Source organism: Pseudoclavibacter helvolus, from assembly GCF_049707175.1.
Lineage (GTDB): Bacteria > Actinomycetota > Actinomycetes > Actinomycetales > Microbacteriaceae > Pseudoclavibacter > Pseudoclavibacter helvolus_A.
This window is the reverse complement of sequence record NZ_JBNAFM010000001.1, coordinates 187,195-212,085: the sequence shown is the minus strand read 5'-3', so window position 1 is coordinate 212,085 and position 24,891 is coordinate 187,195. Positions and strand designations below refer to the sequence as shown.

General features: G+C 68.7%; 25 protein-coding genes. 11 read left to right on the top strand and 14 right to left on the bottom strand.

Annotation, left to right across the window (positions count from 1 at the left end):
- Positions 1 to 5 precede the first annotated feature (5 nt).
- From ACPYN9_RS01230 to ACPYN9_RS01220, 3 genes are all read left to right on the top strand, one after another.
- On the top strand, positions 6 to 1,769 hold the full coding sequence (locus tag ACPYN9_RS01230) for an ABC transporter permease (protein WP_424463207.1): 1,764 nt from the start codon (positions 6 to 8) through the stop codon (positions 1,767 to 1,769).
- Positions 1,747 to 2,937 (top strand): ABC transporter ATP-binding protein, encoded by a 1,191-nt coding sequence (locus tag ACPYN9_RS01225; protein WP_424463205.1) that lies wholly within the window; start codon positions 1,747 to 1,749, stop codon positions 2,935 to 2,937. The genes ACPYN9_RS01230 and ACPYN9_RS01225 overlap by 23 nt, the downstream gene beginning before the upstream one ends.
- A 101-nt stretch (positions 2,938 to 3,038) precedes the next feature.
- Positions 3,039 to 3,893: an inositol monophosphatase family protein gene (locus ACPYN9_RS01220; RefSeq protein ID WP_424463203.1), complete on the top strand. Its 855-nt coding sequence runs from the start codon at positions 3,039 to 3,041 to the stop codon at positions 3,891 to 3,893.
- A 74-nt stretch (positions 3,894 to 3,967) separates the two neighbouring features.
- Here the strand turns inward: ACPYN9_RS01220 and ACPYN9_RS01215 are convergent, their stop codons facing one another.
- Positions 3,968 to 4,468: a DUF1990 family protein gene (locus tag ACPYN9_RS01215; protein WP_424463201.1), complete on the bottom strand. Its 501-nt coding sequence runs from the start codon at positions 4,466 to 4,468 to the stop codon at positions 3,968 to 3,970.
- A 161-nt stretch (positions 4,469 to 4,629) separates the two neighbouring features.
- On the opposite strand from ACPYN9_RS01215, the gene ACPYN9_RS01210 reads away from it, so the two are divergent.
- The 5 genes from ACPYN9_RS01210 (at position 4,630) to ACPYN9_RS01190 (ending at position 11,210) form a co-directional block, all read left to right on the top strand.
- On the top strand, positions 4,630 to 5,637 hold the full coding sequence (locus tag ACPYN9_RS01210; protein ID WP_424463199.1) for a S41 family peptidase: 1,008 nt from the start codon (positions 4,630 to 4,632) through the stop codon (positions 5,635 to 5,637).
- A gap of 72 nt (positions 5,638 to 5,709) precedes the next feature.
- Positions 5,710 to 6,066, top strand: a complete 357-nt coding sequence (locus ACPYN9_RS01205; RefSeq protein ID WP_424463197.1) for a hypothetical protein — start codon at positions 5,710 to 5,712, stop codon at positions 6,064 to 6,066.
- A 215-nt stretch (positions 6,067 to 6,281) separates the two neighbouring features.
- Positions 6,282 to 7,304: a LacI family DNA-binding transcriptional regulator gene (locus tag ACPYN9_RS01200; protein WP_424463195.1), complete on the top strand. Its 1,023-nt coding sequence runs from the start codon at positions 6,282 to 6,284 to the stop codon at positions 7,302 to 7,304.
- A gap of 154 nt (positions 7,305 to 7,458) precedes the next feature.
- Complete coding sequence (locus ACPYN9_RS01195; RefSeq protein ID WP_424463194.1) at positions 7,459 to 9,138, top strand: alpha,alpha-phosphotrehalase; 1,680 nt, start codon at positions 7,459 to 7,461, stop codon at positions 9,136 to 9,138.
- 8 nt (positions 9,139 to 9,146) lie between these two features.
- Positions 9,147 to 11,210: a glucose PTS transporter subunit IIA gene (locus ACPYN9_RS01190; RefSeq protein ID WP_424463192.1), complete on the top strand. Its 2,064-nt coding sequence runs from the start codon at positions 9,147 to 9,149 to the stop codon at positions 11,208 to 11,210.
- Positions 11,211 to 11,345: 135 nt separating this feature from the next.
- On the opposite strand, the gene ACPYN9_RS01185 is transcribed toward ACPYN9_RS01190, so the two are convergent.
- Genes ACPYN9_RS01185 through ACPYN9_RS01175 form a run of 3 tightly spaced genes read right to left on the bottom strand, consistent with a single transcriptional unit; the run spans position 11,346 to position 13,977 of the window.
- The gene (locus tag ACPYN9_RS01185; RefSeq protein ID WP_424463190.1) at positions 11,346 to 12,020 is read right to left on the bottom strand and encodes a GntR family transcriptional regulator; all 675 of its coding nucleotides are present in this window, start codon (positions 12,018 to 12,020) and stop codon (positions 11,346 to 11,348) included.
- On the bottom strand, positions 12,017 to 12,967 hold the full coding sequence (locus tag ACPYN9_RS01180; protein ID WP_424463188.1) for an ornithine cyclodeaminase family protein: 951 nt from the start codon (positions 12,965 to 12,967) through the stop codon (positions 12,017 to 12,019). Before ACPYN9_RS01180 ends, ACPYN9_RS01185 begins: the two co-directional genes overlap by 4 nt.
- Positions 12,964 to 13,977 (bottom strand): proline racemase family protein, encoded by a 1,014-nt coding sequence (locus tag ACPYN9_RS01175; RefSeq protein WP_424463186.1) that lies wholly within the window; start codon positions 13,975 to 13,977, stop codon positions 12,964 to 12,966. Before ACPYN9_RS01175 ends, ACPYN9_RS01180 begins: the two co-directional genes overlap by 4 nt.
- Positions 13,978 to 14,121: 144 nt before the next feature.
- Between ACPYN9_RS01175 and ACPYN9_RS01170 the strand changes: the two genes are divergently transcribed.
- Both ACPYN9_RS01170 and ACPYN9_RS01165 read left to right on the top strand, forming a co-directional pair.
- Positions 14,122 to 15,159, top strand: a complete 1,038-nt coding sequence (locus ACPYN9_RS01170; protein WP_424463184.1) for a DNA polymerase IV — start codon at positions 14,122 to 14,124, stop codon at positions 15,157 to 15,159.
- A gap of 122 nt (positions 15,160 to 15,281) precedes the next feature.
- Complete coding sequence (locus tag ACPYN9_RS01165) at positions 15,282 to 16,463, top strand: benzoate/H(+) symporter BenE family transporter (protein ID WP_424463182.1); 1,182 nt, start codon at positions 15,282 to 15,284, stop codon at positions 16,461 to 16,463.
- A 10-nt stretch (positions 16,464 to 16,473) separates the two neighbouring features.
- Here ACPYN9_RS01165 and ACPYN9_RS01160 read toward each other — a convergent pair whose 3' ends face one another.
- The 8 genes from ACPYN9_RS01160 to ACPYN9_RS01125 all read right to left on the bottom strand — a co-directional run bounded on the left by ACPYN9_RS01160 (position 16,474) and on the right by ACPYN9_RS01125 (position 21,906).
- On the bottom strand, positions 16,474 to 16,746 hold the full coding sequence (locus tag ACPYN9_RS01160) for a GlsB/YeaQ/YmgE family stress response membrane protein (RefSeq protein WP_424463181.1): 273 nt from the start codon (positions 16,744 to 16,746) through the stop codon (positions 16,474 to 16,476).
- Between the two features lie 41 nt (positions 16,747 to 16,787).
- Complete coding sequence (locus ACPYN9_RS01155) at positions 16,788 to 17,639, bottom strand: glycosyltransferase family 2 protein (RefSeq protein ID WP_424463179.1); 852 nt, start codon at positions 17,637 to 17,639, stop codon at positions 16,788 to 16,790.
- The gene (locus ACPYN9_RS01150; RefSeq protein WP_424463177.1) at positions 17,636 to 18,655 is read right to left on the bottom strand and encodes a glycosyltransferase; all 1,020 of its coding nucleotides are present in this window, start codon (positions 18,653 to 18,655) and stop codon (positions 17,636 to 17,638) included. Before ACPYN9_RS01150 ends, ACPYN9_RS01155 begins: the two co-directional genes overlap by 4 nt.
- Positions 18,652 to 19,719, bottom strand: a complete 1,068-nt coding sequence (locus tag ACPYN9_RS01145; RefSeq protein ID WP_424463175.1) for a glycosyltransferase — start codon at positions 19,717 to 19,719, stop codon at positions 18,652 to 18,654. The genes ACPYN9_RS01150 and ACPYN9_RS01145 overlap by 4 nt, the downstream gene beginning before the upstream one ends.
- Positions 19,716 to 20,858: a glycosyltransferase gene (locus ACPYN9_RS01140; RefSeq protein ID WP_424463174.1), complete on the bottom strand. Its 1,143-nt coding sequence runs from the start codon at positions 20,856 to 20,858 to the stop codon at positions 19,716 to 19,718. The genes ACPYN9_RS01145 and ACPYN9_RS01140 overlap by 4 nt, the downstream gene beginning before the upstream one ends.
- Positions 20,859 to 20,928: 70 nt before the next feature.
- Positions 20,929 to 21,150, bottom strand: coding sequence for a hypothetical protein (locus ACPYN9_RS01135; RefSeq protein WP_424463172.1), 222 nt, complete (start codon positions 21,148 to 21,150; stop codon positions 20,929 to 20,931).
- A complete protein-coding gene (locus tag ACPYN9_RS01130; protein ID WP_104253917.1) occupies positions 21,147 to 21,455 on the bottom strand; it encodes an ATP-dependent DNA ligase in 309 nt (102 codons plus the stop codon). Before ACPYN9_RS01130 ends, ACPYN9_RS01135 begins: the two co-directional genes overlap by 4 nt.
- A gap of 91 nt (positions 21,456 to 21,546) precedes the next feature.
- A complete protein-coding gene (locus ACPYN9_RS01125) occupies positions 21,547 to 21,906 on the bottom strand; it encodes a hypothetical protein (RefSeq protein WP_424463170.1) in 360 nt (119 codons plus the stop codon).
- A gap of 197 nt (positions 21,907 to 22,103) precedes the next feature.
- On the opposite strand from ACPYN9_RS01125, the gene ACPYN9_RS01120 reads away from it, so the two are divergent.
- Positions 22,104 to 22,553, top strand: a complete 450-nt coding sequence (locus tag ACPYN9_RS01120; protein ID WP_424463168.1) for a DUF805 domain-containing protein — start codon at positions 22,104 to 22,106, stop codon at positions 22,551 to 22,553.
- A gap of 81 nt (positions 22,554 to 22,634) precedes the next feature.
- Here ACPYN9_RS01120 and ACPYN9_RS01115 read toward each other — a convergent pair whose 3' ends face one another.
- The gene (locus ACPYN9_RS01115; protein WP_424463167.1) at positions 22,635 to 23,108 is read right to left on the bottom strand and encodes a MarR family winged helix-turn-helix transcriptional regulator; all 474 of its coding nucleotides are present in this window, start codon (positions 23,106 to 23,108) and stop codon (positions 22,635 to 22,637) included.
- Between the two features lie 10 nt (positions 23,109 to 23,118).
- Positions 23,119 to 24,777: an MDR family MFS transporter gene (locus tag ACPYN9_RS01110; RefSeq protein WP_424463355.1), complete on the bottom strand. Its 1,659-nt coding sequence runs from the start codon at positions 24,775 to 24,777 to the stop codon at positions 23,119 to 23,121.
- Positions 24,778 to 24,891 lie beyond the last annotated feature (114 nt).

Sequence of the window (24,891 nt, the reverse complement as noted above, 5' to 3'; positions counted from 1 at the left end):
GACCAATGACCTCCACACTTGAAGCAGTCGCGGGCGGCGTCACGCCGCCCGCGACCCCCGCCCCCAGGCGAGGCGCGCGGTCAGCGCCCCGCTCCCGAGCACGGGTCGACCGCAGCGTCGTCATTCTCGGTCTCGCCGTCAGCCTCATCCTCCTGCTGCTCATCGGCTACCCGGTGATGAGCCTCCTCTCGGCCGCGTTCGCCCCCGACGGCCTCGCCGTGCTCGGGAGCATAGTCACCGACCCGGTCAACCACCGGATCGTCCTGAACACCCTCATCCTGGGGCTCATCGTCGGGGTGCTCGGCACGATCATCGGCTTCCTGTTCGCCTTCGCCCAGGTCCGAGTCGCGTTCCGCGGCAAGCGTGCCCTGCACCTCCTGGCGATGGTCCCGATCGTGGCACCACCCTTCGCGGTCGCGACCGCCGTGATCACGCTCTTCGGACGCAACGGCGCGATCAGCAACGGCATCTTCGGGATCAAGGGCGACATCTACGGCCTCCCGGGGCTCGTCATCGTCCTCGCGCTCTCGTTCTTCCCCGTCGCCTACATGAACTTCCGGGGCATGCTGGAATCGCTCGACCCCAGCCTCGATGAGGCCGCAGCAGGTCTCGGCGCGAGCAAGCTCAAGGTGTTCTTCTCCGTCACGATCCCGATGCTCGTCCCCGGCTTCGCAGGCTCCTTCCTGCTCCTCTTCGTCGAGTCGATCGCCGACCTCGCCAACCCGCTCGTGCTCGGTGGCGACTACACAGTCCTTGCGAGCAGGGCCTACCTCGCAGTGACCGGCGACTACAACACGAGCGCGGGAGCGGCGTACTCGCTCACGATCCTCGTCCCGGCCCTCCTGGTCTTCCTCGTCCAGCGCTACTGGGTCTCGAAGCGCAGCGTCGTGACCGTGACCGGCAAGCCGACAGGACGATCCGAGCAGATCACGGCCGCGAGCATCCGTGTGCCGATCCTGGTGCTGGTCGGCTCGATCAGCGCGCTCGTCGTGACCATCTACCTGACCGTGCTCGCAGGCGGCTTCATGAAGGTGCCGGGCGTGAACAACGAGTTCACCCTCGACCACTTCACCTTCGTGCTCACCGGCATCGGCTCGAAGGCCATGACCGACACCGCCACGCTGGCGCTCATCGCTGCTCCGATCGCGGGAATCCTCGGCATGCTGATCGCGTGGCTCGTCGTGCGAAAGCTCCGCCGAACCGCCGGGATCCTGGACTTCGTCGGGATGCTCGGCCTTGCCGTGCCTGGCACTGTGCTCGGCATCGGATACGCGCTCAGCTACATTACCCCCACGACGATCTTCGGCGTCCAGATCCTGCCAGCGCTCGCCGGCGGCAGCGCCGCGTTCGCCGGTGGAATCGCGATCGTCATGGTCTACATCACTCGATCGGTACCCTCTGGACAGCGCTCCGGCATCGCGGCGCTGAACCAGATCCACCCGGCCATCGAGGAGGCCTCGACCTCGTTGGGAGCGGGCTCCGGCACGACCTTCCGCAAGGTCACGCTCCCGCTCATCCAGTCGGCGCTCCTCACAGGCCTCACCTTCGCGTTCGCGCGCTCCATGACGACGCTGTCGCCGATCGTGTTCCTGACCACCCCTGGCATCAAGATCATGACCTCGCAGATCCTCGCCGAGGTCGATTCGGGTCGCTTCGGCAACGCGTTCGCCTACTGCACGGTGCTCATCCTCATCGTGCTGACCCTCATCCTCATCATCAACCTCCTCGTCCGAAAGGTGATCTTCCGTGGTCGCACACACCGTCGTTGACTCCGTCGACGGCCTCGCCGAGGCCGTTGGCATCGACCCAGAGGCCGCGCTCGGCCGCATCACGCTCCGAAAGCTGACGAAGCGGTATGGCGCGAAGGCCGACGACCCGCTGGCCGTCGACTCCATCGACCTCGAGATCGAGCCGGGGGAGTTCATCACGCTCCTCGGGCCTTCCGGGTGCGGCAAGACCTCGACGCTGCGCATGATCGCCGGGTTCGAGGAGCCGACCTCCGGCGAGCTCGAACTCGACGGGGCCGACATGATCAGGGTCGCTCCCAACCAGCGCCCCATGTCGATGGTGTTCCAGTCGTACGCGCTCTTCCCGCACCTGTCGGTTCGCGAGAACGTCTCCTACGGGCTCAAGCTCAAGAAGGTGCCGGCCGCGCGGATGCGCGAGGAGGTCGACACGGTCCTCACGATCATGAACCTCATGAACTTCGCCGACCGGGCGCCTCATCAGCTCTCCGGCGGTCAGCAGCAGCGCGTCGCCCTAGCCCGCGCACTCGTCATGCGGCCCAAAGTGCTTCTCTTCGACGAGCCGTTGTCGAACCTCGATGCGAAGCTCAGAGTGCTCATGCGCAACGAGATCCGGCGCCTCCAGCGACGGCTCGGCATCACGAGCATCTTCGTCACACACGACCAGGACGAAGCGATGACGCTCTCGGACCGCATCGTGGTGATGAACCGGGGCCGGATCGAGCAGGTCGACGTGCCGGACACGGTCTATCGGCGCCCCGAGTCGGTGTTCGTCGCCGACTTCATCGGGCGGGCGACGTTCCTCGACGCCACGCTGCTGGCAGAGCCCGCCGGCGGGCGTGCGCGCGTCGTTGCGCTTGGCCGCGAGTTCGAGACCGACTGCCAGGACGGGGTGACGATCGACACGGAGGTGCTCCTGATGATCAGGCCGGAATCGGTCCGCCTCTCGGGACGCATCGAGGCCGACGAGGTGCGTGGCGACATCGGGCGCGTGCTCAACGCGATCTTCCACGGCGACAGTGTCGAGTACGAGATCGAGACCGACACGGGCACGATCGTCGCGCAGGTCTCCGACCCCTCGGTGGAGGACATCCTCCGGCCCATGGACTGCGTGCGCGTGAGCATCGCGCCGGACCGCGGGTGGCTGCTGCCGAAGTCGGACTACGACGAAGAAGCGGGCTCCGGGCACTAGGTGCGTGCAGTCCGGGCAGGCAACCGAGTCACACGTCGTGCCGCGCGCTCCGCACCGCACGTCTTCGATCACGATGAACAACGCACGAGGATGGAGACCGCATGACCAGGAAGGTCATCAGCAGCATCGAACTGGCTCAGATCGCCCAGGGGGCCGCGCGCGGTGCGGGTACGATAGCCCTCGAGGGCTTCCGATCTAAGGGCCTGGGCATTGACGAGAAGACGAACTTCCACGATCTGGTGACGGTGTACGACGTTCGCGCCGAGCAGTACATCCGAGGTGTCATCGCCAATGAAGCGCCCGATTCGCGGATCGTCGGAGAAGAAGGCGGCGCGAGCGGAGCCGGTGATGTGACCTGGTTCATCGACCCGATCGATGGGACCTCGAACTTCGCGCGGGGTATCGCGTTGTGGGCCGTGTGCATTGGCGCCGCAGTCGACGGGGAGGTTGTTGCCGGCGTGGTCTACGACCCCGTAGCTGACAACATGTTCGTCGCGGATGAGCGGGGTGCGTTCCTGAACGGCGAAGGCCTGCGCTCCGAGGGCGCGACGACACCGGAACGCGCGACCGTCCTCGCCAGCTTCCCTCTCCCGCGTGACCTGGTGCACTTGAGGGCGGACGCGCTGGAGGCATATGCAGAACTGGAGGACACGTACTCGCATGTGCGGGATCTCGGGAGCAGCGCGATCACGTTGACGCACGTCGCCGCGGGGTGGGCCGATGCGGTCTTCTCCTTCGAGGCCTCGCCGTGGGATGTCGCCGCGCCGGCGTTCATCTTGAAGCGCGCAGGCGGGATCTATCGCACGTACGGGGACGGCGTCGAGCTCCCCCGAGAGTCCGATCACCTGCACCGCCATTACTACGGCACAGTCGCGGGCGCCGACTTCCCGCTCATCGAGGCGCTCATGCGACGGCAAAGCACTCGGCCAGTTCCGTCGGTCTTCACTGAGGTCTGATCCAACGGTTCGTCGCAGTCGAGAGTGTCGACGTGCTGAGCCGACCGCTCGAGCATCGTGGGTCGTTCCGCGGCTCAACGAAGCGCCCGCAGATACCGGCACCGCGCGACGAGCTGCGCGACGCGCAGTGCCGGGTAGAGTGCGCGCCAGGGGCCGGACGGTGCTGGGCGAGTCAATGAGCGGATCGTGAACTCGACGCGACCATCCACTCGCCGCACGACAAACGCTTCTTCGCCGCTGACGGGGTGGCCGGGGAGTGTGCGGTAGGCGAAGCCGACTCGATCGGGGCTCTCTACGACGGCGACAACTTCGACGGGTTCCAGGATGCGCACCCCGCCCCAGCCCGCCACGATCGTCGGCCGATCACCCACGGCGACGGGCGCCCGCGAGGGGTGCACCTCGAACCCGCTGCGCGACTTCACCCGCCAGAGCAGGAGGTCCGCAGCAGCTCGTTCCCAGAACGCGTCGCCGTCGCCGATCGTCACCGTCTGCTCGAACCGGCGGAACCGCGCGGGGCTGCGCAGCCACACCTCCAGGTGCGGCTGAGTGAGGGTGCGCGGCTCGGTTGCTGACACGGCCCCAGCCTGACATCTGTCGAGTCCTCTCTGCGACCCCGGGTCTGCCTAGGCCTCTTGGTGGCTGGCTTGCGCTTGGTCAGGACCCGGACAGAGGCGTCAGAGTCGCTACACGTGACGCGTTTCCGTACCCTCGAAGCATGCGGAAACGGAGGCGGCGCGTGACTAGCTGGAGGCTGCGATCCGCCCGCCTCTTCGCCGCAGGCGCGGCGCTGCTTCTCGTGTCGGCGTGCGCTGTCCAAGACGCCCCGCGGCCGCTACCGACTTCCACGGCCACGGCGGTCACTCCGGAAGAGCTCACTATCGAGGCCGCAGACATCCTCGAAGAGCACGGGCTCTACTCTGGCGGCGACTGGTCCGCACAGAGGTCCGAGCTCCTTGAGGCTGGGAGAACCGCGGCTGATCTCGAGGAGGCTCGTGAAGCGATCGCGGTCGCTGCCAGCAGCGCTGGAGGGGTGCACACCTGGTACATGTCGCCATCAGATCGTGAGCAGAGGTACTCCGATGCCCCGGGGCTTCCGCCGACCGTCGAGTCCACACGAGGGAATACCGTCACGATCACGGTCCCCGCGATCGGTCAGGAGGGGGAGGCCGCTCGCACATACGCCGAAGTTGGCTCCAGAGGGCTGACGGGTAGGGCGACGTCGGAGACCTGCGGTTTCATCGTCGACCTGCGAGGCAACCACGGCGGCAATATGTATCCGATGCTGGGCGCAGTATCGCCGTTGTTGGATCAGGTCGAGGTCGCGAGCCTCGTCGATCGCGATGGGAATGTCTCAGCGATCGCCGTGACCAGTTCGAAGGTCTCGGCGGGAGACCACCCACCTCTCACGTACGCAACACCGGTTGTGCAGTTCGATCTCTCAGGTGCAGGCCTGCCGATTGCTGTCCTGCAGGACATGGAGACCGGGTCAGCCGCGGAGATGGTCCTGACCGCATTCAGGGGGCAGGAGAACGTTCGGACCTTCGGGATGCAGTCGGCTGGCCGTGCCACCGGCAACGATGCCTGGGTGCTGAGAGACGGCTCCGAACTCGTGCTCACCACCACGAACTACGCCGATCGCACGGGCGCCATCATGCCGCTCCCGATTCCCGCGGACGTTTCGACCATCAGCGACGATGCCGAGGAAGCCGCGCACGACTGGATCAGCGAGACCTGCGTCGAATAGCCTGGCAAGCCGACCGCGCCGGGGAGAAAGCCGCGCCCTGCGCCTCACGCGACACGCGCCGATTGGAGCCAGATGAAGCAGAGAACGGTTGCAGCACCCTTGGGCGTACTGATGATGCTCGGCTGCATCCTGAGCGCGACCATCAACCCAGAACCGCCCTCGTCCCACATCGCCGCGGCCGGAATCGGGCTCCTTGGACTCGTGCTCCTCTTCGCGTCGTGCCTCAAGCAATCTGAGAAGCCATTCAAGCCCTACCCGCACGTGTTGGCTTGGGTTGCCGCGGGATTCGGTGCACTCTGGCTGGCCCTCGCGATCGCGAACATGGTCCTCAACTTCGCGCAGGTCAGCTCTTGGATGCCCCTGCTGCTGGTTGCCGCCGGACTGCTGGTCATGGGGATCTGGAGCTTGCGCAGGCGCGTCCACCACTGATCACCGCATCAGCGCGGATGGCCTCGAGTAGCGGTCGAGACGACGACATGATCGCTGGGGATGCGCAACCGTTCGCGCGTCGTGGGTTCGTGCCCCACCGGGCCCGCCGGTTCTTCCGACAGCGATGCCACCATCTCAGCGGCCACGCGGGCACGCGGGCACGCGGGTTCCGGAGACGCGTCTGCACCTGCGTGGCAACAGATAGAGTCGCGAGCATGGAGCCAGAAGAAGCCCCTCCCGTCGGGATGGCGAGCATCGCCGCCGCGGCGGGCGTCTCCGTCTCCACCGTCTCTCGGGCGCTCAGCGGGGTGCCGGGCGTCTCGACGGCCAAGCGCGTCGAGATCCGCCGCATCGCGAAGGCGATGGGGTACGTGGCCGAGGACGTCGGCCGCGACGCGAGCAGAGACGTCCGCGCGGCCGGCCGCATCACGGCCGTCATCCCCGAGCCCGATCGCTGGGTGTTCGGCTCGATCCTCGCTGGGCTGCACGACGTCCTCACCCCGACGGGCGCGACCCTCACCGTGTACCAGGGCCTCTCGAGCCGCGAGCGGGCGAAGCTCTTCGAAGCCACGGCGCTCTCCCGGAACAGCGACGTGGTCGTGCTCGTCCCGATGCCGCGGCGCATGCCCGTGCCAGACGTGCGCCGCCTCGGCGTGCCCGTGGTCGTCGCGGGCTCGGTCGTCGCGGGCCTCGCGAGCGTCGGCATCGACGACGCGGTCGCCGGGCAGCAGGCCACGAACTACCTCATCAACAGCGGATGCACGCGCATCGCCTACGCCTCGAGCACTGACCACGAGGGCACGCCGGGAAGCGCCTCGCGTCGACGCGCGGAGGGCTTCGCGGCCAGCATGGAGCGCGCAGGCCTCGACCCGAGCTGGCAGGTGCAGGTGCCGTTCGGCGGCGCCGCCGGACAGGCCGCCGCCGAGCAGCTCCTCGCGGGGGAGCGCCTTCCGGACGCTGTCTTCGCGTCGTCCGACGACCTCGCATCCGGCATGATCTCGGCCTTCCGGAAGGCTGGCGTGCGCATCCCCGAGGACCTCTCGATCATCGGCGTCGACGACAGCCCGATCGCGAGCCTCATGCACCTGACGACCATCGCGCAGCCCGCCCGCCAGCAGGGCCACCTCGCGGGCAGGATGGCGCTGCGCGCGCTCCAGGGAGACCTGCCCAACGAAGCCGTGACCCTCGAGACACGCCTCGTCGTGCGGGACTCGACCGGCAGGCCAGCCGGACGCTGACGGGGCCGCGCGTCCCGCATCCACCTGCAGGCGCCGCAGCGCCACAGCACCGCTCACCAGCTCAGGTGCGCGCCGGGTTCCCTGTTGCGCAAAGGCACGCAACAGTCACGCAACCGCCGCGATCGGCGCCGATTCCAGTCCTAGGCTTTGGCCGATGCGTACCGAATCCAATGGCGGCTTCCAGCAGAGCACCGTCTACCAGATCTACCCGAAGTCCTTCCTCGACTCGACGGGCAGCGGCGTCGGCGACCTTCGCGGAGTGATCCGGAAGATCCCGTACATCGCCTCCCTCGGCGTCGACATGGTGTGGTTCAACCCGTTCTTCGAGTCGCCGCAGGCCGACAACGGCTACGACATCTCCGACTACTACCGCATCGACCCCGTGATGGGGACGATGGCCGACTTCGAGGAGCTCGTCGCCGGGCTCAAGGCCGAGGGCATCGAGGTGATGCTCGACATGGTGCTCAACCACACGTCGACCGAGCACGAGTGGTTCCAGCGCGCGCTCGCCGGCGACGACGAGTATCGGGACTTCTACTACGTGCGTCCTGGGAGCCCAGACGGTGAGTTGCCGAACAACTGGGTGTCGAAGTTCGGGGGAGCGGCGTGGAGCCGCTTCGGCAACACCGACGACTACTACCTGCACCTCTTCGACCGCACGCAGGCCGACCTCAACTGGCACAACCCGCGGGTGCGCAGCGAGATGGCGAAGGTCGTCGAATTTTGGCGGCTCAAAGGGGTGCGCGGCTTCCGCTTCGACGTCATCAACCTCATCTCGAAGCCGCTCGATCTGCCCTCGGCACCCGAAGGTGCTGACGACCGTTTCATGTACACCGACGGCGAGCTCGTCACCACCTTCCTCCGCGAACTGGCAGCGGCCAGCTACGGCCAGGATCCCGGATGCGTCACGGTCGGGGAGATGTCGTCGACGTCGATCGAGCGGTGCGTCGAGTACTCGCACCCGGAGTCGGGCGCGCTGTCGATGGTGTTCAACTTCCACCACCTCAAGGTCGACTACGCCGACGGGAAGAAATGGTCGCTCGCCCGCTTCGAGCTCGGCGACCTCCGACGCGTGCTCATGGAGTGGGCCGAGGGGATGCAGGCCGGCGGCGGTTGGAACGCGCTGTTCTGGAACAACCACGACCAGCCGCGGGCCCTCGATCGCTTCGGCGATCCAGGCGAGTTCCGCATCGAATCGGCGACGATGCACGCGACCGTGCTGCACCTGTTCCGCGGCACCCCCTACGTGTACATGGGCGAGGAGATCGGCATGACCGACCCCGAGTACACGAGCATCGACGACTACGTCGACGTCGAGGCCGTCAACGCCCACAAGGCGCTCGTGGGCACTGGGATGTCCGACGCGGATGCGTTCGCCATCGTCCGCGCGAAGGCCAGAGACAACGCCCGCACCCCGATGCAGTGGGAGCCCGGCGCCACCGCGGGGTTCACGTCGGGGACGCCGTGGCTGCGTCCGACGAACGGGGACCACATCAACGTGGCCGCCGAGGAAGCCGGCGGGCGCATCCTGCCGTACTACCGCAGGCTCATCGCGCTGCGGAAGGAACACCGCGTCATCAGCCACGGCGACGTCACAGGACTCGCGCCGGAACACCCGCAGGTCTTCGCCTACGAGCGGCGCCTCGCATCCACACGCCTGCTGGTGCTCGCGAACTTCGCTGCGGCCCCTGCCCGCATCGACGTGCCGGCCGCGTTCACCGCGGGCCGCGTGCTCATTTCCAACACCGACCGCACCGACGCCCCCGGGTCGCCCGACGTCGAGCTGGCGCCCTACGAGGCGCTCGCGATCATCCTCGAACCTTCCGAAAGCTAGGAGTAGCAATGACACAGACTGACCTCAGCGGTGAGATCGTCGCGCCGCTTGCCGGCACCGTGGTTGAGATCACCGAGGTCCCAGACCCGATGTTCGCCTCGAAGGCGATGGGGGACGGGTTCGCGGTCGCCCCGAGCGCTGACGACGTCGTCGCGCCCTGCGCAGGAACCGTCATCATGGTCGCCAAGACGGCGCACGCGTTCGGCATCCGCACCGACGACGGCCTCGAGGTGCTCGTGCACATGGGCATCGACACGGTTGAGCTCGAGGGTGCACCGTTCTCGATGAACGTCGAGGTCGACCAGCGGGTCGACGCAGGCCAGCCACTTGGGCGCATGGACCTCGCGGCTGTCGAGGCTGCGGGCAAGAGCACGATGACCATGGTCATCTTCCTGAACCTCGCGCAGCAGAAGGGCTCCGTGCACCCGGCGATCGGTGCGGTCGGCCTCGGCGAGCCCGCTGCGACCCTCGAGATCCCGGAAACGGATGCACCGGCGCCCGCCGCCGCACCGGTCGCGGCACCGGCAGCGGTGGCCGAGCGCAGCACGGCCGAACCCGCCGCCGCGCACCCATCCGGCGCTACCGGGTTCGACGCGCTCGCCTACGACATCGTCGAGGGCGTCGGCGGCAAGGACAACATCCGGAACGTCATCCATTGCATCACGCGCGTGCGCTTCACGCTCAAGGACACCGCGGCGGCGAACGACGACCTCGTCTCGAACCTCGACGGCGTCATCGACGTCATCAAGGCGGGCGGCCAGTACCAGGTCGTCATCGGCCCCGCGGTCGAGGACGTCTACGACGCCGTCGTGCGCGTCATCGGCGGCACCGGTGAGTCGAGCGCCGAGGACGAGCCGGTGGAGCGGCCGACGACGGCAATCGGCTGGTTCAAGTTCGGCTTCAGCTCCCTCATCGGCGTCATCACGGGGTCGATGATCCCCGTCATCGGACTGCTCGCCGCATCCGGCATCCTCAAGGGCATCCTCGCCCTGCTCACGCAGTTCGGTGTCGTCGAGAGCGACAGCTCCACGTACGCGCTCATCGACGCCATGTCGTCGTCCATGTTCTACTTCCTGCCGATCATCATCGGCTTCACGGCGGCGCGACGCTTCGGCTCCGACCCCATCATTGTCGCGATCATCGGCGGCGTGCTCGTGTTCCCCTCGGTCGTCGCCATGTCCGACCCGGCATCCGACGGCTACACGGTCGTCAGCCAGCTCGGTAACACGATCTTCAACGCCGACTTCTTCGGTATCCCCGTCGCACTGCCACAGGGCAACGCCTACGCGTACTCGATCTTCCCGATCATCGTCGCCGCCTACCTCGCCTCGCTGCTGGAGCCGCTGCTCAAGAAGTACATCCCGTCGGTGGTGCGGATGATCTTCGCGCCGCTCCTCGAGGTCTTCATCATTTCGACCGTCATGCTCGTGGTCTTCGGGCCGATCATCATGACCATCTCGGGTGGCATCGCCAACGGCATCAACGGCGTACTCGAGGTCAACTACGCGATCGCGGGGCTCGTCATCGGCGCGCTCTACCAGTGCCTCGTCATCTTCGGCCTGCACTGGGCAGTCATCCCGCTCGTCGCCTCGCAGATCGCGATCGACGGCTCCTCACCGCTCAACGCCATCATCTCCGCGACCATGGTCGCGCAGGGTGGCGGCGCGCTCGCCATCTGGATCAAGACGCGCAGCCAGAAGATCAAGACGCTCGCGGGCCCCGCAACGATCTCGGCGTTCTGCGGCATCACGGAGCCGGCGATGTACGGCCTCAACCTCAAGTACGGCCGCGTCTTCATCACCGCGTCGGCGGGTGGCGCCGTTGGCGGCTTCTTGACCGGGCTTATGGACGTCAACATGTACGGGTTCACGGGGGCCTTCGTCGGCTTCCCGTCGTTCGTGAACCCGGCGGGCCTCGATCACAGCTTCTACGGCTTCCTCATCGCTTCCGCCGCGGCGCTGGTCGTGTCGTTCACGCTCACCTACTTCTTCGGCTACAGCGACAACGACCTCGAGACCGAGCGCGCCGTCAAGAAGGTGCGCCTCGGGAAGCGCGAGCCCGCCGGCGTCTAGAGTTCTCGCGCGGTCGTTCGGCGACCGCACGAGACGACAGAAAAAGCCCCCGGTGGCTGACTCGAGGATGCGCCCTCGAGTCGGCTGCCGGGGGCTTTTGGTGTGGCGCGCCGCCCCCTCGCCTCCGCGGCCACCTCAGCCCCGCGCCCACTCGCCCCGCACGTGCGCGAGGTGACGGGTCGCTAGCTCCCGCATCCGCTCCCCATCTCGGTTGAGGGCCGCGTCGATCATGTGCTCGTGCTCGAGGGTGGATGCGGTGAGCTGGCCGGCCTCGGCGAGCGACTGCAGGTTGTGGAGCCGGCTGCGCTCGCGGGCCCGGCGCACGATCTGGACCAACTCCGGGTTGCCGTGCAGGGCGAGGAACGAGGTGTGGAACTCCGTGTCGGCCGTCAGGTAAGCGACCATGTCGCCCGCTTCCTCGGCCCGCCTCATCGCGTCGACGAGCGGCAGGAGCGAGCGGATGCGCGCCGCGTCGGCCGCGGTGCGGTGCTCGGCGAGGTTGACCATGACGGGTACCTCGAGCAGCCGGCGCACCTCCGCAAGGTGGTCGAGTTCGGCGCGCGAGACCTCCGTGACCCGGAAACCGGTGTTCGGGACGACCTCGACCATCCCGTCCCGAGAGAGCTCCAGCATGGCCTCGCGCACCGGAGTCGCCGACGAGGCGAAGCGGGCGGCGAGGGCAGACGCCGAGTAGACTCGGCCCGGCTCGAGGTCGCCAGCGATGAGTGCCGCACGCAGCGCCGCAGCCACGCGCTGCCGCACGGAGTCGCGTCGGCCGCTGCCGCGTTGCCCCGCGGCGGGTGAGCTCACCCGCGCCGCTCCGAGGCTTCGGCGATGGTCTGCGCGAGCACCAGGTCCTCCCACGACATGCCGGCGCTCTTGAACACCACGGGGCGCCCGCCGCGGGGAGCCCTGGTTCCGCGCACGAGCTCCGCCATCGGGATCAGGTCGTCGGCCGAGAGATGGCCCTCGTCGATGGCCATGACCACGTCGCCGCACTCGCGGAGCGCGGCGCCGACCTCTTCGACGATCACATCCGACCGGCCGAGCAGGGCGCCGGGAAGCTCCCTCGCCTCTGGCGAATGCGAGCCGACAGCGACCACGACTGCGTCGTCGCGCACGAGCTCGTCGTCGAAGAGCGGGGTCGAAGCGGTCGTCGTGCACAGGATGAGTCCCGCCGCTTGCGTCGCGGCCTCGGCCTCGGGGCTGCCGGCCGCGACGATCGCGGCGAAATCCTCGACGAGGGCCGCGCGAGCGGGGGAGCGGACGACCGAGGTCACCGACCCGACGGCGCGGGTGCCCTCGAGGACCGCCCTGGCGGTGCGCACGTGCGTCCGCGCCTGGGGGCCTGCCCCGTAGACGACCACGTCGAGCGCACCTCGGTCGCGCTCGAGCGCATCCTTGATCGCGGCGATCGAGACGGCGGAGGTGCGGATATCGGTCAGCGCGGGCCCATCGATGAGGGCACGAGGGGTGAGCGTCGCCGAATCGAAGAGCACGTAGAGCCCCTGGATGCGCGCGAGCCCCACCGCTGGGTTCTGCGGGGCGATCGTCAGCAGCTTGATGCCCGTGCTGGTGGGGGTCTCGGCGGGCATGAGCAGGAACTCGCCGGCCTGCAGCGGCTCGAAGATCCGCGCATGGTCGGTCTCGGGCCGAAAGCCCTCCACAAGCGCGAGGCGGAGCGCCTCCACCGCCGCCGTCGGCGTGAGCAGGGCGCCGACGTCGGCGGCGTCGAGGTAGGGGATGCGCGCGCTCATCGCAGCACGAAGCCCGGGGTCATCTCGTCGCGCGGGTCGACCTCGAAGACGTGCTCGCCGGTTTTGTGGGCGATTCCGGAGACCTGCGTGGTGGTTGCCCGGCGGCCCGCTTCAACGCTCTCGGCGACGACGTGGGCGAGGAACCGGGAGCCGACGATCGAGTCGTGCACGAGCTCGGCCCCGACGGGCAGCACCCCCCGATCGGTGAGCGTGGCGACGCGCGCGCAGGTGCCGGAGCCACACGGGGAGCGGTCGAGCTCGCCATCGGCGAAGACCGTCGCGTTGCGCTGGTGCACGACCCCGTCGGCGCTGTGATCGGTGAAGAGGATCGTGCCGTACACGCCGCTCAACCGGCGGTCACTCGGATGCTCGGCGTGCGTGGACTTGTCGAGGAGCCACTTCACCTCGCGGCCGAACGCGATGACCTCGCTCACGTCCTCCGGCTCGATCGACAGCCCGACCGAGCTGGCATCCACCTGCGCATAGATGGCGCCGGCGAAGCTGAGGTCTGCGAGCACCTCGCCGCGGGAGGTCAGCACGGGGACGTCTCGCGCGAGCACGTACCCGGGCACGTTGATGAAGTCGGCGCCCGCGACGGCACCATCGGGATCGCAGTGGACTCGGGCGGTCACCCGCCCGGAAGGCACGTCGATGACCACGTCGGTCGTTCCACTCGGATCGGCGGCGACGAGGCCTGACTCGACGGCCCAGATTCCCAGCGCGATCGTGCCGTGGCCGCAGGCGGTCGAGAAGCCATCCTTGTGCCAGAACAGCACCCCGAAGTGGGCACCGGCGTCGTCGGGCTCGACGACGAATCCGCCGTACATGTCCGCGTGTCCGCGTGGCTCGAAGCACAGCAGTCGTCGCACCCGGTCGACGTCCGGCGAGGCCATCGCGACGACACGCTTGCTCGCAACGTCGTCGCCGTTGATCGGGATGCCGAGGTCAGGGACGATGCGGAACGGCTCGCCGGCGGTGTGATAGTCGATCGTTGCGTATCGCTCGCGCACGAGGCCTCCTGGGGGATTGCAATTGCACTCACCCTAGGCGACTCGGCTCCTGGGGGCCTGATGGTCGGGGTGCCGGATGCGGCGTGACACGCTCTGCGGACCTGCCTCGAACGAGCCCTAGAACATAGGTACGATGGGCTGGTCATGAACTCGTACCTGCTCCATGCCGACGCCGACGCCTTCTTCGCATCGGTCGCCCTGCGTGACCGGCCCGAGCTCGCGGCGAAGCCGGTGGCCGCGGTCGCGCACCTGTTCATCGCGAGCGCCAACTACCCCGCTCGGGAGTTCGGCATCCACGCGGGCATGCTCGTCTCCGAGGCGCGCGAGCTGTGCCCCCGCATTCTCCTGGTCGAGTCCTATCGGCAGGAGGTCGAGTCGGTTGGCGACGCGCTGTACGCACTCTTCGACTCGGTCGCGCGGGGGATCGAGCCGGGGTCGATCGAGGAGGCGTTCCTCGACGTCGGCGCCCGCACCCCGGAGGACGCGCTCGAGGTCGCCCATGAGCTCCGTCGTCGTGCGGCTGCTGAGCTTCGCATCCCGGTCAGCGTCGGCATCGGGCGCACGAAGCTCATGGCGAAGCTGGCCTCGAAAGCCGCGAAACCCGACGGTGTGCACGTCATCGACGAGGCGCGTGAGCTCGAGCTGCGCACCGAGCTGCCCATCGGCGACGTCTGGGGCGTCGGGGCTCGCACCGAGGCGCGCCTCATCAAGCTCGGCGTCGCGCGCATCGGCGACGTCGACGTCATCCCGCGCGATGAGCTGCTGCGGGTCTGCGGCACCGGCATGGCGCGTCGCCTGTGGCGCATCCGGGCAGGCACCGACGAGGCGACGATCACGCCCATCCGTCACCGCACGACCCTGACCTCGGAGTCGTCGACGTCCGGCTACGCCAGAGCCGACCGGACCCCGGAGGAGGTGCTCGAGGGATGCGTCGAGCGCGTCTGCCACCGAGCGAGCCGCGCGGGCCTCAGCGCGACGGGCATCAAGCTTGAGCTGCGCCCGGTCGGGCTCGGCCCCGTCCGGGAGAAGTACCAGGGCATCGACTCGAGCTCCTCGTTCGACGTGTGGATGCCCGTCGCGAAGCGACTCCTGCTCGCGTCGAAGACCACCGAGATCGAGTCCGCGAGCGTCACGCTGACCGGCCTCGTGCCCGTCGAGATGGTCCAGCCGACCCTGTTCTGACCGGCGCGCTCGGGCCCCAGCCCACGAGGCACCGTCGGCGGCTGGTCTCGTCGCCCGTCCGCCTGCCTCTACGCTGAATTGCAGATCGCGGGAAGCGCGAGCCGACGAGACGAGGGCCACGGATGACAAGCAGCGTCAAGCCGCGCGAAAGCATCCTGCGGCCGATTTCGGCCGGTGTGGTCTCGGCGCTCGTCGCCTTCACCAGCTCCTTCATTGTGGTGCTGACCGGCCTCACCGCGGTGGGGGCAAGCCCGGACCAAGCATCGAGCGGACTGCTCGCGGTGAGCGTCACGATGGGGCTCGGCTGCATCGTCCTCGCGGCCTGGACTCGCCTGCCCATCACCGTCGCCTGGTCGACGCCAGGAGCGGCGCTGCTCGCCGCGACCGGCACCGTCGAAGGCGGCTGGCCCGTGGCGGTCGGCGCGTTCCTCCTCACCGGCATCCTCATCGTCGCCACCGGCCTCATCCCGCAGCTCGGGGCCCTCGTGGCGCGCATCCCAGTCTCCGTCGCCCAGGCGATGCTCGCGGGGGTGCTGTTCCAGCTCTGTCTTGGCCCGATCACCGGCATGGCCGAGAACCCGCTCGCCGTGGCCCCGGTGGTCGTCGCCTGGCTGCTCGCGCTCCGCTTCGCCCCGCGCTGGGCGGCACCGATCGCGTTCCTGGTCGCCGCCGTCGTCATCGGCGTGCACATCGTCGCCTCCGGGGCGCCGATTGCCGCCGCCGACCTGGCCCCGCGCGTGCAATTCACAGCCCCGGAGCTCTCGATCGCCGGGATGATCGGCATCGCGCTGCCGCTGTACCTCGTGACGATGGCCTCCCAGAACGTTCCCGGCGTCGCCGTCATGAAGGGGCTCGGCTACGAGGTACCTTGGCGCCGCTCGCTGGTCGCGACCGGAATCGGCACGGTCATCGGCGCCCCAGCAGGCGGGCACGCCATCAACCTCGCCGCCATCAGCGCCGCCCTCGCGGCAGGTCCCGAAGCAGGCGAAGACCGATCGCGGCGCTGGATCGCGAGCGTCACCAACGGGGTCGTCGTCATCGTCCTCGGCATCGCATCGGCCGCGTTCGGCACGCTCGTGCTGCTCGCGCCCGCCGGCGTCATCGCGGCGGTCGCAGGGCTCGCCCTCATCGGCACCCTCGCGGCGTCGCTCAAGGCCGCGCTCGCCGACACCGGGGAGCTGGTGCCGGCCGTCGTCGCCTTCGCGACCGCCGCATCCGGCATCGCCATCGGCGGCATCAGCGCCGCATTCTGGGCGCTCGTCGCCGGGCTACTGGTGCGCGTCGTGGTACGACCGCGCTCGTGACCGACCGCCGTCAGTCGCCCCGCCGGGCCGTGAGCCGCACGATCAGCAGGTAGACCGCGAGGCAGGCGACGGCACCGACGACCGCCGAGGTCCAGTTCGGCAACGAGAACGGGTTGCTCGTGCTGCTCCAGAAGAGGACGCTGCTCAGCCAGCCACCGAAGAGCGCGCCGAGCGCGCCGACGAAGAGGGGCGCCACCCAGTCGTCCTGCTTTCGGGACGGCAGGAATCGTTTCGCGATCACCCCCGCGATGAGTCCGATGGCGAGGAAGGCGAAGTAGCTCACGCTGGCTCCAGAGGGTCGGGGGACAGATCGATACCCCAAGCCTACGAGCCGGCGACGACCGTGCAGCGCTCGTCGCCGACGCCCCCGGCCACGAGCCCGCGCTCGCGGAACGCGTCAAGCCACCCGACCATGGGCCATTCGCCCCAGCGCTCGCGGAAGAGGTTCGCGTTGCGGACGATATCCGCGACGTGCTGCACGGGCGGGTTCGAGGTCGGATGCCACTGGTGGTAGGCGCGTGCGCCCCCGACCCAGCCCAGGCCGACCCCAGCCGATTTCGCGACGCGGGCGAAGTCGGTGTCTTCGCCGCCGTAGCCGTCGTATCCCTCGAAGAACCCGCCGATGCGCCGCCAGGTCTGCGCCGTGGTCGCGAACGACAGCGACCAGAAAAGGTTCCAATCGTTCCCTGGCACGACGTCGCCTGGGGCGGGCGCTGGGCGCGCGGGATGCGGTGCGTCGTGGAGCTCGATGTGCTCGCCGTCGTAGCCACCGGGGCCGGGAGGCGCCAGATACGTGACCGGCCCGTTCAGGAGGTGATCGGACCAGCGCGGGTCGGTGGCCGCCGCGCGGTACGCGCCGAGCAGGCCCCGCCCGGGGATGCAGTCGACGTCGAGGAAGACGAGCAGCTCCGCGCCGCGCTCCAGCGCCCGCCTTGCGCCCGCGTTTCTTGCGGCGGCGAGCGGCAGGGCCGAGGGATCGGCGGGCAGCTCGATGACCTCGGTGTCGAGCGCATCCTCGTCGACCAGCAGCGAGACCGCCGGGTCGCCCATCGCCACGACGATCGAGTCGTCCGCCGGGTGCGTCTGGCGCAGCAGGCCCGCGCGCTGCGCGCCGAGGTGGGCGTGCCGGCCGTGGACGATCGTGATGAGCGCGGTCCGGATGCCCTCGTTGGTCATCTGCTCGCCAGCCGGTCGAGCAGCGCCGCAGCGCGCAACGCCCCCGCACCGTCGTTCCAGCTCGTCCAGCGACGCCCATCGAGCTGCGACGCGCGCTCGAGCAGAGCGGCCCAGTCGTCGCGCTCGAACGTGTCGGTGACGATCACGGGCAGGTCAGGTCGGGCGGCGAGCACCCGCGCCGCCGAGCGCTGCTCGTCGTGCGGGCGGTCCTGGGGCACGACGACCGCGGGCACCTGGGCTGCGGCGACGTCGGCGATCGCACCCTGGCCCGCGTGGGTGATGACGAGGGATGCCTCGCGGATGCGGGGGCCAGGGTCGGCGACCCGATTGCCCGGGGTCGTGCCGATCTCGTCCCAGTCGACGCCAGGGGTCTGCCGTTTGGCCTCGCGGATCTGCGCCGACGTCATGCCGCCGCCCCCACCGCCCGCGAGCACGAGTACGCGGGTGATGGGTCCCGGGCCGCGACCCTCGGCGCGTTCCGCCGCCGAGATCGCGCCGACCGGGTGCAGACGTGCGAGTACTCGGGCGGATGCGCCGGGAAGCATGTCCTCCGCGCCCTCTGGCCACGCGGCCAGGACGGCGTCGGAGAGGCCGAACCCCAGCGTGTGCGGCGCGTCGGTGCGCACGCCGGGGAGTGCGACGGAGACGACGGGCACGCCGTGGAGGCGCGCGAGCGCCGCGACCTCGACGGAGACGTCCGAGACGAAGAGCGTGGGTTCCGCGTCGGCGATCCATGCCGAGATTCGGGCCATGCGCCTGCGCATGCCTTCGTCGTCGACGGGCGCCCAGTGCAGCGCGCCGTTGGCGGTCGGCTCGAGGGGCGAGACGGCGAGGTCGTCGCGTTCCAGTCTGATCCACGGCCCGAGCCATGCCTCGGGCTTCGGTAGCGTTGACAGGCCGGTCACCGGGGTCGTGCATTCGCGCGCGATCGCGAGGGCACGCCTCGCGTGGCCGCCACCTCGGTGGTGCACGTAGTAGCCGATGCTCCCAGCACCGGACGTCGCTGTCTCGGTCATGCCGCTTCCCGCCTTTCCACCCGGGCGCCGAGCAGCGCCTCGTATTCGTCGACCATCCGCTCGAGCGAGCAGAAGGCGACCGCTCGCGATCTGGCCCCGTCCCGAGGGAGCCGAGCGGCCTCGGTGGCCGCTGCGGCGAGGGCCTGCGCGCTGTCGGGGGTCGCGAGCCTGCCGCTGTGCGCGTCGATGATCTCGGGGAGGGCGCCCCGCTCGAACGCGGCGACGGGCGTGCCCGCTGCAAGCGATTCCGCCGCGACGAGGCCGTAGGGCTCATCCCATCTCGGCGTCACGAGCGTCACGCTGGCGTGGCCGAGGTGCGCAAACAGCGTCGCGTGGTCGAGGTGGCCGAGGTAGCGGATGCGTCCGCCGAGGCGGGGCCGGATCTCGCGGTCGAAGTACTCGGGGTCGAAGACGGGCCCCGCGATGTCGAGCGGCATCTCGGCGAGGTCGGCGGCCTCGATCGCGAGCTCGAGCCCCTTCTCTGGCACGATGCGGCCGGACCAGAACGCCGCCCCTCCGCCGGGTCCCGGCAGCAGACGGTCGGTGTCGACGCCGTTGAGGATCACCGAGCAGTCGACGCTCGCCGCCCACGCGTCGCGCATGTGCGAGCTGACGGCGATGAAGGTTCCGGTCGAGCCGCTGATGCGCACCGCCGACTCGATCCAGCCGACCGGTGGCGTGTGCAGCGTCGTGAAGAAGGGCACCTGCAGCATGCCGGACATCGCGACGGGAAGGTGGTGGATGCTGACGTTGAGCACCGCGTCGAAGCGCGCAGCTCCTGTCTGCGCCAGGTCCAGCATGAGCGCGAGGTAGGCGTGGTGCTCGTGCATCCACTCGATCGGCATGGCGCCGACGTCGCGGCGCGCGGTGTCGCTCATGGTGAACGTCTCGATGTCGAGGTGCTCGACGCCGAGGGCCGGGTCTGAGCCGGGGGCCGCGAAAAGCGTGACGTCGTGGCCGCGCCGCTTCAGCGCGAGGATGAGCGCGTGCGTGTGCGATTCGAGGCCGCCGGCGAAGGGCTCGCTGATGGGGAACCTCGAGGGACCGATGACGCAGATTCTCACAGCGCTGCTCCGCTCAGGCGCAGCACGGACTCGTAGACCTCGGCGTGTGCCGCAGCGAGGCTGTCCCGCTGCGCGGCGCGCGCGGCCGGCGCGACGGGCGCCGACGGAGTCAGGGCGGCCGCTCTGACGGCGGCCCGCAGGGAGTCAGCGTCGAGAGTTCCCGCAGCGTCGCGTCGGTAGGCGAAGACCGGACCCTGGTCGGCAAAGTAGCCGAGGTCTGGCGCGATGACCGCCGTGCCGAGGTCGCGACACGCTTCGAGCCACCCGGAGTGCGTGCCGAACCGGTATGGCAGCACCGAGGCGTCCAGTGACGCGAGGTAGCGCCACAGTTCGTCGTCGCTGAGGTAGTCGTGGATGCGCAGTTCGATGCGCCCAGACTGCGCAAGCTCCCGGAGGCGCTCGGCGATGTTGGCCTCGTACCGCTCGCCGCCGGGCTCGAGCACCTCCCGGTGGCCGTTGACGTGCACGACGAAGCTCGGATCGGCGTCGGCGAGCTCGGCGAGCGCCTCGATCACCGGCAGCGGGTCCAGGCTGGCGCGGAGGCTCTTCGTGTGCACGCCGACACGGAAGCGACCGTCGCCCTCGTCGCGGGCGGCGAGGGCCGCCGCGACCTCCTCGGGCTCGACGATGTGCGGGTGCGGCAGCACGAGGGGACGGCGGCCCCAGCGGCGCTCGATCTCGTCAGCCGCCCCAGACGTGAGCGTGATGAGCGCGTCTGCTGCTGGAATGAGCACCTCGAGGTGCGCCGTGTGCGCCTCCGGCGTGGCATGGTGCGGGTTCGTGAGATCGTGCACGGTGTACACGAGCGGCTTGCCGTGTCGGCGCAGCGCATCCACCACCTCTTGCAGCGTCGCTGGCGAGAGGGCATCGAAGCCGAAGTGCAGGTGGAAGACGTCGAACTCGTCGGCGTGCTCGTCGATCCAGGAGGGGACGAGCATGATGGGTGGCCACCAAGGCCCGGTGGCGACGCGCCCGGAGCCGTCTGGGTGAGGGTCGGGGAGGCGCACGGGGCTCGTGGAAGCCGGGTCAAGGTTGGGGGAGGAGAGATGCCTGACGTAGACGTGCCCTGCGGGGACGCTCGCGACGCGGATGCTTCGGCTGGCGTCGCCGACGACGTCTAAAGTGCTGGGGGATGACACCCTTCCAGGTAACCAGGGGATGCCGAGCTGGGTCGGGCTCTTGACAGCCCGCGCCCGGCGTGCAGTCGAGCTAGTCGCCGGGGTTGGGCTCCACGATCACGATGCCGATGCCGGGTCCGACGAGCAGATTCGCCGGCTCGAGGCGCCCCTCGCCGCGGTCGGCGCGCACCCAGAACCACTCGCCCGCCGCAACGCGATCGCGGATGTCGTTCCGGTACGAGTCGATCTCATCGACGAGCTTCGAGAACGTCTCGCCCTGGTAGAGCAGCTCGATCCTGATCTGTCCGTTCATGATGCCCTTTCGGCCGGTTCCGCGATGACGGCCAGTCCGGCCTGCGAGTTGGCGCCCTGCACCAGGGCCTCGACCCACGAGCGGTTGATGTGCACCTGGCGGCTGCCGAGGAACTTGAAGCGGATGGGGACCGCCGGGTGCATCCAGACGGTGCTCCGTCCGTCGCCCCCTGCGTTGTTGTCCTTCCAGCTGAAGAAGAACGACTCACCACGCCGGAGCTTGGTGCCGATCGCGAGCTGGAGGTGCGCGAGCAGACGGTCCTCGAAGTCAACGGTGACTTCGGAGTTGTAGATGAACTTCCCCACGCTGAACCCTGCTTTCTCGTCGCTGGCGCATTGTGTGCTGTGCGCCGTCCATTATCACTGCTCGGGAGCAGGCCGCAGACCACTCGGTTCTTTAGAGCTCGTCAAGCCAGTCGGGATGTGGCACCCGCGGGTCGTTCGGGGCGCCGTCCTCGACCAGCGCGTCTGGCTTCGAGCCCTCGCCGGACATTGCCCCGCGCAGCTCGGCGAAGTGCGCGAGCGCCTCGCTGTCGTCGAACTCGGGGACGTCGGTACTGACTGTCTCCGTCGCGATCTGACTGGACGGCCCGACGAGCACTGAGAGCACATTCGCGCTCCCGTCCGCGTGTCGCACCGGGATCTCGACGACGCCTGCGCGTCTCGCCTCAGCCAGATCGGCCGCATACCCGACGAGCTCTTTCGCGATCTTCGTGCTCGTGAGGTAAACGCCACCTGCATAGTGAAGCTGGTCCATCGTTCCTCCTGACGGTCTCGCGCGTAGTCAACTCGATGAGTGTGTCAAACGCACTTGTATGCGCTCGGAGTATTGCGTTCTCGTTCGTTGTATGAAGCGGGATCGATCGTTTGCAGACTCAAAATTCCGGAAACGGTCCAGCGGCGCTACGCTCGGTGAAAATCCTCTGTTTTGGTAGTGCCTGATAGGAGTTCGTGATGTCGACCCCCCAGCTAGACGCCCCGCTCTACCCACCGCTTTATGGAGCCAGCTTCGGCCAGGCCATCAAGCGCTTCTTCAAGAAATACGCAGTCTTCTCCGGGCGCGCGAGCCGCAGCGAGTACTGGTGGTGGTGGCTGTTCGGTGTGCTCGTGAACGCCGTCTTCTTCCTGGTCGGCATGCTCGCCGGCGGTCCGGGGACCATGGATTCGTCCGGTCAGTTCACCGGGGCCAGTGGCGGGTACCTGGCGGTGTCTGCGGTCCAGTCGCTGTGGGGTCTCGCGACGCTCGTGCCCGGTTTCGCTCTGCTGTTCCGCCGCCTGCACGACACCAACCGCTCCGGCTGGTGGTGGTTCATCGTCTTCGTGCCGCTCGCCGGCCCGATTATCCTGCTCGTCTTCGTGCTGGGCGCTTCGCGTCCGGAAGGTGCCCGCTTCGACACCCAGTGAGTCGGTAGCCCCGACGACGAAACCGCCGCTCTCTGCTGAGGGCGGCGGTTTCTTCGATCGTCATGGGAGCGACTGGAGGCGCTAGTCCGGCGGGTTCACCGCGTCGGCGACCGCTCCGAAGCGGCCGAGGAGGCCTGAGAAGACGCGCAACTCGTCCGGGGTCCAGTCGCGGAGCACCGCGTGAAGCCGGTGTCGGTTGCGTGAGCGCACCGCAGTGACGCGCTCGACCGCGACGGGCGTTGGGGTCAGGATGCGCGCGCGCCCGTCGTTCGGGTCGGATCCGATCGTCAGGAGCTCAAACTCCTCGAGCATGCGCACCTGCCGGCTCATCACGCTCTTGTCGATCATGAGCTGCTCGCCGAGCACGCCGACGTGCGCCGTGCCGTGCTGGACGAGTGCCGAGAGGATCTTGTAGCCGATGGGTTGCAGCGAGGGGTGCACGGCGACGGCCGACTCGCTCCACGTCGTGCGGACCCTGCGGTAGAACGAGCCGAGCTCCGACTCCACCGAGGCGATCGCCTCGGCGAAGTCGGCGTCGTCTGGAGACTCAGGCATGCTCGCCATCTTAGGTGCGGTCTGCCTGCCGCCCCGAGTCGCCGAGGATCGGGATGGCTCCGGTGCGGGGAATGCCGACCACGGCTTCAGCGACCTCGACGAGGTCCTCCGAGGTCGACTCCGGATGCGCGGACTCGGCGCTGCGCTCTTCGCCCTTGGCGCGCTGCACGGCGTTTTGTGTACCGAGCTGCGCGTTCGGCAGGAACGAGACGGCGATGAGCGTGACGATGGCGAGCGGCAGCGCGGCGAGGAAGATTGCGCCGACAGAGGTGCCGTAGGCGTCCTCCACGAGCACACGTAACCACTCGGGCAGCGCGGCCAGCTGGGGGATGCTGCCGCCGGCGAGCGATTGGGCCGCGACCGCCTGCTGCTCGGGCGGCAGGGTGCGGATGCTCGTGGCGATCGTGTCTGCGACGACGGTTCCAAGGATCGAGCCCATGACGGAGACGCCGATGGTGCCGCCGAGGCTGCGGAAGAAGGTGACGGCGCTGGTGGCGACACCCATGTTCTTGACCTCGGCCTTGTTCTGCACGACGAGCACGAGGTTCTGCATGACCATGCCGACGCCGGCGCCCAGGGCGAACATCGAGAGGCCGACGTAGAGGTAGGGGGTGTCGTAGTGCAGGCGGCTGAGGAGGAAGAGGCCGACGACCATGAGCGCGCTGCCGATGACGACGAAGGCCTTCCACTTGCCGCGGCGGCTGATGAGGTTGCCCACGATCGTCGACGCGACGAGCAGGCCCGCCATCATCGGGATCGTGAGGATGCCAGACTCGGTCGGCGTCGCGCCGCGCGCGAGCTGCATGTACTGGCTGAGGAAGACGCTCGTGCCGAACATCGCGACGCCGACGGAGACGCTCGCGATGACCGCGAGCGTGAAGGTGCGGTCGCGGAAGAGCGTGAGCGGGATGAGCGGCTCCTTGACGCGGAGCTCGACGAGGATGGCGATGCCGAGCAGCGCGACGCCTCCGATGGCCATGAGGTAGGAGGGCAGCGAGTTCCATTCGAACTGCGAGCCGGCGAGGGTCACCCAGATGAGGAGCAGCGAGACGCCGCTTGAGATGAGCACGATGCCGAAGTAGTCGATGCTCACCTTGCGCTTCTTCGGCTTCGGCAGGTGCAGGGTGACCTGCAGCAGGATGAGGGCGATGACGGCGAAGGGGAGCCCGACGAAGAAGTTCCATCGCCACCCGAACGCGTCGGTGATGACGCCGCCGAGGAGCGGCCCACCGACGGTGGCGAGCGCCATGACGGCGCCGAAGAATCCGGCGTACCTGCCGCGCTCACGCGGGCTGAGGATGTCGGCCATGACGATCTGGCTGAGGGCGCCGAGGCCGCCGGCCCCGAGGCCCTGGAAGACGCGCATCGTGATGAGCATGGCCGGGTCCTGGGCGAAGCCGGCGATGGCGGAGCTGACGACGAAGATGACGAGCGAGATCTGCAGCAGGAGCTTGCGGTTGGTGAGGTCGGCGAGCTTGCCCCAGATCGGCGTTGAGACCGTCGTCGCGAGGAGCGTTGCGGTGACGACCCAGGTGAAGGCGCTCTGGTCGCCCTTGAGGTCGCTGATGATGAGCGGCAGGGAGGTGCTGACCACGGTCGAGGCGAGCATCGACACGAACATGCCGAGCATGAGGCCTGACAGGGCCTGGAGCACCTGGCGGCGGCTCATGCCCGATTCGGTGAGCTGCTGTTCGGCTGCCTGAGTGCTGGATCTGGGTTTCTTGCGGGACGACATCGAAGCGGGGCCTCCTGATAGTTGACGACGGTCAACCATACATAGATG

Coding starts and splice junctions, on each gene's coding strand:
- ACPYN9_RS01205 (WP_424463197.1), top strand. CDS start 5,710: ATGAAGCAGAGAACGGTTGCAGCACCCTTGGGCGTACTGATGATGCTC.
- ACPYN9_RS01170 (WP_424463184.1), top strand. CDS start 14,122: ATGAACTCGTACCTGCTCCATGCCGACGCCGACGCCTTCTTCGCATCG.
- ACPYN9_RS01155 (WP_424463179.1), bottom strand. CDS start 17,639: ATGACCAACGAGGGCATCCGGACCGCGCTCATCACGATCGTCCACGGC.
- ACPYN9_RS01110 (WP_424463355.1), bottom strand. CDS start 24,777: ATGAGCCGCCGCCAGGTGCTCCAGGCCCTGTCAGGCCTCATGCTCGGC.
- ACPYN9_RS01195 (WP_424463194.1), top strand. CDS start 7,459: ATGCGTACCGAATCCAATGGCGGCTTCCAGCAGAGCACCGTCTACCAG.
- ACPYN9_RS01165 (WP_424463182.1), top strand. CDS start 15,282: ATGACAAGCAGCGTCAAGCCGCGCGAAAGCATCCTGCGGCCGATTTCG.
- ACPYN9_RS01120 (WP_424463168.1), top strand. CDS start 22,104: ATGTCGACCCCCCAGCTAGACGCCCCGCTCTACCCACCGCTTTATGGA.
- ACPYN9_RS01150 (WP_424463177.1), bottom strand. CDS start 18,655: ATGACCGAGACAGCGACGTCCGGTGCTGGGAGCATCGGCTACTACGTG.
- ACPYN9_RS01125 (WP_424463170.1), bottom strand. CDS start 21,906: ATGGACCAGCTTCACTATGCAGGTGGCGTTTACCTCACGAGCACGAAG.
- ACPYN9_RS01200 (WP_424463195.1), top strand. CDS start 6,282: ATGGAGCCAGAAGAAGCCCCTCCCGTCGGGATGGCGAGCATCGCCGCC.
- ACPYN9_RS01190 (WP_424463192.1), top strand. CDS start 9,147: ATGACACAGACTGACCTCAGCGGTGAGATCGTCGCGCCGCTTGCCGGC.
- ACPYN9_RS01220 (WP_424463203.1), top strand. CDS start 3,039: ATGACCAGGAAGGTCATCAGCAGCATCGAACTGGCTCAGATCGCCCAG.
- ACPYN9_RS01135 (WP_424463172.1), bottom strand. CDS start 21,150: ATGAACGGACAGATCAGGATCGAGCTGCTCTACCAGGGCGAGACGTTC.
- ACPYN9_RS01180 (WP_424463188.1), bottom strand. CDS start 12,967: ATGAGCGCGCGCATCCCCTACCTCGACGCCGCCGACGTCGGCGCCCTG.
- ACPYN9_RS01230 (WP_424463207.1), top strand. CDS start 6: ATGACCTCCACACTTGAAGCAGTCGCGGGCGGCGTCACGCCGCCCGCG.
- ACPYN9_RS01115 (WP_424463167.1), bottom strand. CDS start 23,108: ATGCCTGAGTCTCCAGACGACGCCGACTTCGCCGAGGCGATCGCCTCG.